Here is an 8,575-nt window from a genome sequence, read left to right as displayed (position 1 = left end):
ATCCGATCAGAGCTAAACGTGTAGAAAGCAGCTTGGTTCCATGTTTGGACGAGGGTTCGAATCCCTCCATCTCCACCACTAAAGCCCGCTTATACTTGGTTACAGCAGTATAAGCGGGCTTCTCGTATACTCAGAGCAGGTTAGAATGGGTTACAGTGGCACGAACTCGGACAAAAATGGGGTATGTAATGCTGTCATCCAGGCGCTAAGTGATCGGAGTCCCTCTCCTTGCTTGCGACAGTGTCTAATCCTTCGCTGCCACTCAGTACGGGGATCCCTTCCACAGGAAGTGCCATTTCTACACCGATAAGGGACATAGCAAAGAAAGCCTATGAACTGGGACTTGACGGTGGGGACATTCTTCACTTATCGGGGCAGAGATTTCCAGGGCTGCGCATTTGAGTTTTACCTCGCCCGCCCGGTCCCGCAGGGGCTTACCCACCGGTTCCCCTCCTCTGCCACCCCGCCACCGACCGATCCTGCATTCATCCCCTATGCCAGCGGGAGGCGGATCCCGCCAGGGATCCCCGGCGCCGGGGAGTATCGTATCGAGCTGGATAGACTTAGGTGAATTCTAAACCCGGGTTTAGTGATCACTAAACCCGGTAATAGTGATGACTAATACCGGGTTTAGTTTGGGGGCGCAGGGCTGACGCATTTGAGCTATACAGTAAACCATCTGATGCCCGTCAGAGAGGCTGATTCTTAGGGAGCGGGCATCCTTGCGGATGCGGATACGCTGATGATGGACGAGGCTCAAATGCGTCAGCCCTTCAGATATTTGTCAGAAAAGGAGGAAAAGGGTAAATTTGATGACAGGTGCGGCGGAGAGCGTCGGTCGATGACCTTTTATGACGCTACTCCTCGGAGATCCCACAACACCTACACGTATATAATAGACACCCCTCGGCTATGCGACGATCTCCCGAGCCGAGTACAATGTAAACCACTATGGCCACAAATCCGGAAATCAAGAAGTTTGTCGAGGAGCACAAGGATGACTTCCTGGAAGATCTTTTCTCACTCATCCGCATCCCCTCCATCAGCTCACAGTCATCCCACAAGGAGGATATGGTTCGCTGCGCCGAGCGCTGGAGCGAGATCCTCAAGAGCATCGGCATGGACCGCGTCGAGATCCTACCTACGGGAGGACACCCTGCAGTCTTTGCAGAGAAGAAGTATAGCGAGGAGGCACCCACGGTGCTCGTCTACGGACACTACGACGTGATGCCGGCAGAGCCGCTTGATGAGTGGAAGCAACCGGATCCCTTCGAGCCGGTGATCAAGGACGGCCTGATCGTAGCTCGTGGATCGGACGACTGCAAGGGACAGTCCTCCACGCAGGTACAGGGACTGAGGACTGCCCTCGAGCTGGGTCTGGTGAAGTGTAATGTCAAGGTACTCCTCGAGGGAGAGGAGGAGATCGGATCGATCAATATGGAGAGCTTCCTGAAGAAGCATAAGGATCTCCTCGCCTGTGACGTAATCCTCGTCAGCGACACCGATATGGTAAGCAACGAGGTACCCTCGATCACCACCGGGCTGAGAGGTATGTGCTACTGGGAGGTAGAGGTGAGCGGCCCGAGCCACGACCTCCACTCCGGTCACTATGGTGGTGCCGTTGCTAACCCGATCAACGAGCTGGGGAAGATCATCTCCAAGCTCCACGACGAAAAGGGCAAGGTGACTATCCCGGGATTCTACGACGACGTGATCGATATGACCGAGGAGGATCACAAGCAAGTGGCTCAGATCCCGTACGACGACAAGTCCTACTCCGATGCGATCGGCGTGCCCGGTGTACAGGGCGAGGAGGGCTACGTCACCTACGAGCGTAATAGCTGGAGACCTGCTCTGGATGTCTGCGGTATTTATGGTGGGTACACCGGTGAGGGTGCAAAGACGATCATCCCCGCCAAGGCAACCGCCAAGATCTCTACCCGACTCGTAGCCAATCAGGATAAGGATAAGATCATTGCTGCCTTTGAGCCCTATATCAAGGAACTCACTCCGGACACCGTGCGCGTCAAGGTGACCAACCTGAGCGGCACCGATGCATACAATTGCCCGACCGACCTACCAGCCTACAAGGTGGCAGAGGATGCCTTCGAGGCTGTCTGGGGCAAGCGTCCCATTGCCTACCATAGTGGTGGCAGTATCGGCGTGGTGATCCTCTTCGAGCGGATCCTCCAGACAAAGACAATCCTTATGGGCTTTGGTCTCGGCTCCGACGGCATCCACTCGCCGAATGAGAACTTCCCGCTGACCAACTTCTACAACGGCATCGAGACAGTGGCGGAGTTTTACGCCCGCTTCGGTCACAAGTAATCTATGTCCTCACTACTGATCCAGAATGTACTCCTGCCCTCCGATGACCGTCGGAGGGCAGATGTACTGATCGAGGGAAGTCGGATCTCCAAGATCGGCTCCGTCTCCCCGGCTGACTATCCGGAGGCAGACTTGATCGAGGGGGACGGGCTGGCGATCATACCGGGCTTCGTGAATGGTCACACCCACTCGGCGATGACCTTCTTCCGTGGCTATGGTGACGACCTCAACCTGATGGACTGGCTCAATAATATGATCTGGCCCGTGGAGGCTCACCTCACAGAGGAGGACATCTACTGGGGTGCCCGTGTAGCCACCCTCGAGATGATCAAGAGTGGCACCACCGCCTTCCTCGACATGTACACACTCCCCGAGGGGACGGCTCGTGCAGTGGAGGAGAGCGGACTGCGAGCCAACCTCTCCTACACCCTCTTTGACCGATGGGATGAGGAGCGGGCGGCGCTGGACCGGAAGCGGCTGGACGAGTATCTCAAGCTCTTCAGCACCTTCTCCGACAGGGTGCAGCTATCGGTCGGTCCTCATGCCATCTACACGGTATCGGCTGAGCAGCTCAAGTATGGGTCCGACTTTGCGAAGGCCAATGGACTCCTCGTGCACCTTCACCTCTCGGAGACCTACACTGAGTGGCGCGACTGTTGCGAGAAGTACAGTACGACACCGGTTCGCTTCCTTGATCAGATCGGGGTGCTGTCGGACAACCTTGTGCTGGCGCACGGGCTTTGGCTCGACAGCGAGGAGATCCAGATGCTGGCTGATCACGGCTGTAGCGTGGTCCATAATCCTGCCTCAAATATGAAGCTTGCCTCGGGGAGCCAATTTAGATATGAAGAGTTGCGCCGCCGAGGTGTCCGGGTGGGACTGGGGACGGATGGAGTCTCCAGCTCGAATAACCTCGACATGATCACGGCGATGAAGTGCGCCTCCTTTATGGGAAAGAGCTGGAGTGGAGACCCGACGGTGAATAAGGCGGGTGACCTCTTCGACAGCGCTACTCGTATCGGGGCGGAGATACTTCGCCTGGAGAGTGGTCGCATTGAGGAGGGCTACCTTGCCGATGTCTGCTTGGTCGACCTCTCCCGACTCGACATGACGCCGACACACAGCTTGATCTCCAACCTCGTCTACGCCACCAATGGAGACGTCATCGACACAACGATCGTCAACGGGAAGGTGCTGATGAGACACCGCGTCATACCGGGAGAGAGAGAGATCAGAGAGCGCTTTGAGGAAGTGTCCAAGGAGCTCTTCCGTCGCAGCGGTGTAGCAGTATAATCACAAAATACTCAAGAGATGAATCTACAAGACTATCAGGCAGCCGCCGATTACCTCCGCCCATTTGTACCGGAGGGGACAAAGGTGGCGATCACGCTGGGAAGTGGGCTCGGGAAGCTCGCTGACCGCATAGAGAATGCAAAGGTAATCCCCTACAAGGATATCCCAAACTTCCCTGTCAGTACGGCAGTAGGACATAAGGGCAACCTGATCATCGGTACGCTGGACGGCGCTCCGGTGATCGCCATGCAGGGACGCTTTCACTACTACGAGGGCTATCCGATGGATAAGGTCACCTTCCACGTGCGGGTCTTCCACCTCTTAGGCATCGAGTACCTCTTTGTATCCAATGCTGCAGGTGGACTCAATACCTCCTTCCATGTGGGTGATCTGATGATCATCACCGATCACATCAATTGGCTCCCCAATCCTCTGATCGGGCCCAATATCGATGCCTTTGGTCCCCGCTTCTCAGACATGACCCGCCCTTACGATCGGGGGCTGATCCACGAGGCTGAGAGACTCTCCGGTGAGCTGGGGATCTCACTACAGAGAGGGGTCTACGTCGGCTGGACAGGTCCCTCCTACGAGACGCCTGCCGAGTGTCGTATGCTCTCCCTCATCGGAGGGGATGCCATCGGCATGAGCACCGTACCGGAAGTGATCGTGGCCCGACATTGCGGGATACACGTCTTCGGGATGTCCTGCATCACCAACGAGTGCTTCAATAACGATCCCGAGTACGTTAATGATGAGAACGATGTGATCCGAGCAGCAGACGCCGCCTCGGACCGCATGACAAAGCTCTTCGGACGCCTGATCGCCTCGATCTATGCCTAAGAGTGCCGCAGCCGTCGCTGCCGCCCTACTCTCACTCCTTTGCGCTCTTGCCTACGGGCAGGAGCGCCTTGTGGAGTATGTGGATCCCTTCATCGGGACCACTAATTACGGCACGACTAACCCCGGTGCGCGGTACCCCTGGGGGATCATGTCCGTCACGCCCTTCAATGTCATGGGCTCCGACAGCAACACCTACGACAAGGATAGTCGCTGGTGGAGCACACCGTACGAGTGGACCAACTCCTTCCTCACCGGCTTTGCGCACGTCAATCTGAGTGGCGTCGGCTGCCCGGATATGGGCTCTCTCCTCCTAATGGCGACGACCGGGCCGCTGGAGCCGGACTACCACAAGTATGGGACCGCCTACAGTGAGGAGCGTGCCGAGCCGGGGTACTATGCCGTCCGGCTTGATCGCTACGGCATCTCTGCCGAGCTCACCTCTACACTCAGGACCGGAGTGAGTTGCTTCACCTTCCCCGCCGGGGAGAGTCACTTGCTGCTCAATCTCGGTGAAGGGCTGACGAATGAGTCGGGGGCTTTCCTTAGGCGAAAAAGTGAGACTGAGATCGAGGGGATGAAGCTGCTGGGGAACTTCTGCTACGATGTTCCCCAGGCGGTCTATCCGATCTACTTTGCCCTCCGTGTGTCCAAAGCACCGAAGCAGACCGGCTGGTGGAAGCATCAGCGGCCGATGACTGCCGAGGCAGCTTGGGACCAGCACGCCGGTAAGTACAAGGTATACACGAAGTATGGTCGAGAGATTGCCGGAGATGACATAGGCGCTTACTTCACCTACGAGACAAGTGAGGGGGAGTCGATCGAAGTCCGACTTGCCGTCTCTTTTGTCAGCACTGAGAACGCTTGGCAAAATATGGAGGCGGAGACGGCGAAACTCTCTTTTGCCCAACTCCGAGAGCGTGCCTCCTCAAGCTGGGAGAGGGAGCTGAGCCGCATCACCGTGGAGGGCGGTACGGAGGAGCAACGGAGGGTCTTCTACACAGCACTCTACCACACGATGATCCAGCCAAGCATCCTCCAGGATGTCAACGGTCAGTACCCGACTATGGAGAGCGACAGCGTGGGACAGACAGCACACGACCGGTATACCATCTTCTCTCTCTGGGACACCTACCGCAACGTCCATCAGTTGTTGACGCTAGCTTATCCTGAGCGGCAACTCGATATGGTTCGGTCGATGATCAATATGTACCGCGAGGGGGGCTGGCTACCTCGCTGGGAGCTAATGGGGCGTGAGACGCTCACGATGGAGGGAGATCCCGCCATACCGGTGATCGTCGACACGTGGCTCAAGGGGCTGCGGGATTACGACATAGAGACCGCCTATGAGGCGATGCTTAAGTCTGCTACCCTGCCGAGTGAAGCAAACCTCCTAAGGAGCGACAACGATGACTACCTCCGGCTCGGCTATGTGCCTCTGCGAGGAAAGTACGACAATTCTGTCTCCCATGCGCTCGAGTACTACGTAGCGGACCATGCACTGAGCATCCTCGCTGACTCTCTCGGGCACAAGGAAGAGGCAAAGCGATTCTATAAGCAGAGTCTAGGCTACAGGCACTACTACGATCCGGCGACGAAGACGCTTCGACCGAAGCTTCCCGACGGCTCCTTTCTCTCGCCCTACGACCCTGAGCTGGGGAAGAACTTTGAGCCCAATCCCGGCTTCCACGCAGGTTGCGCTTGGAATTACGCCTTCTTTGTACCCCACGACATCCCCGGGCTGGTTCGTCTACATGGCGGACGAAGCGCCTTTGTCAATCGGTTACAGAGCGTATTTGATGAAGGGCACTACGACCCATCCAACGAGCCGGACATTGCCTACCCCTATCTCTTCACCTACTTCAGCGGCGAGGAGTGGAGGACACAGCACTTAGTTAGCGAATTGTTGGCAAAGCACTTCCGTGCGACACCTGACGGGATCCCGGGAAATGACGATACCGGCACCATGTCCACATGGGCGGTCTTCTCTATGATGGGTCTCTACCCCGATGTACCCGGCGTACCCGAGTATGCCCTGACAGCCCCCACCTTTGACCGGATCACAATCCGGCTCGACCCGACTTGGTATGGCTCCGATCGCTTGGTGATCGAGGGGGCACCGCAGAACGCGAAGAGCTATGTCAAGGGGATACGGTTCAATGGCAAGCCTCTCAAGCGCCACAGGATCTCTCACGAGATGCTAAGACAGGGAGGCGTGCTGAGCTACGAGTACTAAGTCATGAGCTTAGAGCGAGATATTGCGCGGAAGTTCCTCTACAGCGAGACTGCGAAGCCCCGGCTGCGACCGGTTGTGAAGGTCTCGACCATAGGGATAGCCTTGGGGATCCTGCTGATACTGATCTCCTTCTTCATCATTGATGGCTTCAAGCAAGAGATACGGAGCAAAATCGATGGCTTCATCGGTAGCGTGAAGATCTCCAATCCGGACAATACATTCAATAGGTACACAGTACCGCTGGATCTCCCTGAAGGGCTGACCGACAGCCTGACATCGATCGCCCGAAGCCGTGACCCCAAGGCGTCTGTCTATTCCTTCGCCGATGAGATGAGCCTGATTAAGGTCGACTCCACCTTCCGTGCAGTCGCCTTCCATGGTGTGGACTCACTCTTTAATGCCGACTTCTTTGCTAAGTATATGGTTGAGGGTGAGATCCCAAGCTTTAGCGGCGAGTCGGACGAGGAGGTGGTGATGTCGACGATGCTGGCTAAGCTCTTCGATCTGAAGGTGGGCGACCGTTGCCTCTCCTACTTCACCGATGGGGAGAGCTTCAAGGTTAGGCGCCTTACGGTGGCCGGACTATTTTACACCGGGTTTGAGGAGTACGATCAGGCTCTACTGGTGGGGGATATTCGACTGGTTCGGTCCGTCGCAGGCTTTGACAGCAACCAGGTCGGGGGCATACAGATACACCTGACCGACCACAATCAGGTCGGACAGGTCTTCGACCACTGCTTCGACTACTTAGCGGAGCGCAATGGGCGGTATGAAGAGCGATACACGATGTTCACCTCCGAGGAGCTTTACCCCGGTATCTTCAGTTGGCTCGGTCTCTTGGACGCCAACGTCTACATGATCCTGGCGCTGATGATCGTCGTCGCCGGCATCACAATGATCACCGGCATCATCGTCCTTGTGCTGGAGAAGGTTCGCGCCATCGCCCTCCTCAAGACGCTCGGTCAGTCGGATAGGTCGCTCAGGAGAGTCTTCCTCCACATATCGGCATTCGTACTGGGACGGGGCGTACTATGGGGCAACGCCCTTGCGCTACTCCTCGCCGGCATACAGATGACCTGGAAGCCGCTTAAGCTCGACCCATCGCAGTACTACACCGCCTACGTGCCGATGGAGATCCGGTGGGAGACCCTTCTCTTCACTAATCTCATCATCGTCATCTCTGCCCTGCTCCTTGTGCTAATCCCCACACGGGTGATCGGCAAGATTCATCCGGCGCAGGTCCTAAGATTTGAGTAAAACCTAAAGAGTATATATCAAATGTCTACAACCAATCTCAGCAACTACGACCCCACGACTATCCCTGACGCGACCGGCAAGAGAGTCGCAGTCGTCGTATCGGAGTGGAATGATCAGGTCACTAATAGCATGGCACAGGGCGCCATCGACACGCTCAAGGAGTATGGCGTGCGGGAGGAGGACATCCTCGTGGAGTATGTACCCGGAAGCTTTGAGCTCATCTACGGCTGCAACCGAATGCTCCAGACAGAAGAGCTAGATGCGATCCTCGCCATCGGCTGTATCGTCCAGGGTGAGACGCCCCACTTCGACTATCTCAGTCAAGCGGTTGCCGTCAACCTCGGCAAGCTCAATGCCGACACCATCGACGTGCCGATCATCTTTGGTGTCCTCACCACCAATACCATGGAGCAGGCGACTGACCGCTCCGGTGGCAAGCACGGCAATAAGGGCATCGAGGCAGCCGTCACAGCCCTAAAGCTCATCGGCCGCTTCGGCAGATAAGCACCACAGCGTGCTAAGAGAAAAGGCTTCTGCAATTGCAGAGGCCTTTTCTTTCATATATAAATGAGATAGCCGGCTAGTCCGGAGAGGATCATCAGCAGGATGGGATGGACCCACCGC

At 56.5% G+C, this 8,575-nt stretch carries 7 protein-coding genes and 1 other RNA gene; all 8 read left to right on the top strand.

Features of this window, described 5'->3' with window-relative positions:
- Positions 1-78: a transfer-messenger RNA gene (gene ssrA, locus Q0F21_RS03690) on the top strand; the annotation flags it as partial.
- A 253-nt stretch (positions 79-331) separates the two neighbouring features.
- A complete protein-coding gene (locus Q0F21_RS03685) occupies positions 332-571 on the top strand; it encodes a hypothetical protein (RefSeq protein WP_297237514.1) in 240 nt (79 codons plus the stop codon).
- 380 nt (positions 572-951) lie between these two features.
- Positions 952-2,328, top strand: a complete 1,377-nt coding sequence (locus Q0F21_RS03680) for a dipeptidase (protein ID WP_297237512.1) — start codon at positions 952-954, stop codon at positions 2,326-2,328.
- 3 nt (positions 2,329-2,331) lie between these two features.
- Positions 2,332-3,621 (top strand): amidohydrolase, encoded by a 1,290-nt coding sequence (locus tag Q0F21_RS03675; RefSeq protein ID WP_297237510.1) that lies wholly within the window; start codon positions 2,332-2,334, stop codon positions 3,619-3,621.
- Between the two features lie 18 nt (positions 3,622-3,639).
- Positions 3,640-4,461, top strand: coding sequence for a purine nucleoside phosphorylase I, inosine and guanosine-specific (locus Q0F21_RS03670; protein ID WP_297237508.1), 822 nt, complete (start codon positions 3,640-3,642; stop codon positions 4,459-4,461).
- Positions 4,454-6,694, top strand: a complete 2,241-nt coding sequence (locus Q0F21_RS03665; protein WP_297237506.1) for a GH92 family glycosyl hydrolase — start codon at positions 4,454-4,456, stop codon at positions 6,692-6,694. The genes Q0F21_RS03670 and Q0F21_RS03665 overlap by 8 nt, the downstream gene beginning before the upstream one ends.
- A gap of 3 nt (positions 6,695-6,697) precedes the next feature.
- Complete coding sequence (locus tag Q0F21_RS03660; protein WP_297237504.1) at positions 6,698-7,951, top strand: FtsX-like permease family protein; 1,254 nt, start codon at positions 6,698-6,700, stop codon at positions 7,949-7,951.
- Between the two features lie 21 nt (positions 7,952-7,972).
- The gene (gene ribH / locus Q0F21_RS03655; protein ID WP_297130745.1) at positions 7,973-8,455 is read left to right on the top strand and encodes a 6,7-dimethyl-8-ribityllumazine synthase; all 483 of its coding nucleotides are present in this window, start codon (positions 7,973-7,975) and stop codon (positions 8,453-8,455) included.
- The last annotated feature ends 120 nt before the right edge of the window (positions 8,456-8,575 follow it).

The organism is uncultured Porphyromonas sp., from assembly GCF_934359325.1.
Lineage (GTDB): Bacteria > Bacteroidota > Bacteroidia > Bacteroidales > Porphyromonadaceae > Porphyromonas_A.
Note: the sequence above shows the minus strand (reverse complement) of the source record. Positions and strands in the feature narration are given on the sequence as shown.

What these genes read in the sequence shown, in the direction of transcription:
- Q0F21_RS03685 (WP_297237514.1), top strand. Translation starts at nt 332, where the DNA reads ATGAACTGGGACTTGACGGTGGGGACATTCTTCACTTATCGGGGCAGA.
- Q0F21_RS03680 (WP_297237512.1), top strand. Translation starts at nt 952, where the DNA reads ATGGCCACAAATCCGGAAATCAAGAAGTTTGTCGAGGAGCACAAGGAT.
- Q0F21_RS03675 (WP_297237510.1), top strand. Translation starts at nt 2,332, where the DNA reads ATGTCCTCACTACTGATCCAGAATGTACTCCTGCCCTCCGATGACCGT.
- Q0F21_RS03670 (WP_297237508.1), top strand. Translation starts at nt 3,640, where the DNA reads ATGAATCTACAAGACTATCAGGCAGCCGCCGATTACCTCCGCCCATTT.
- Q0F21_RS03665 (WP_297237506.1), top strand. Translation starts at nt 4,454, where the DNA reads ATGCCTAAGAGTGCCGCAGCCGTCGCTGCCGCCCTACTCTCACTCCTT.
- Q0F21_RS03660 (WP_297237504.1), top strand. Translation starts at nt 6,698, where the DNA reads ATGAGCTTAGAGCGAGATATTGCGCGGAAGTTCCTCTACAGCGAGACT.
- ribH (WP_297130745.1), top strand. Translation starts at nt 7,973, where the DNA reads ATGTCTACAACCAATCTCAGCAACTACGACCCCACGACTATCCCTGAC.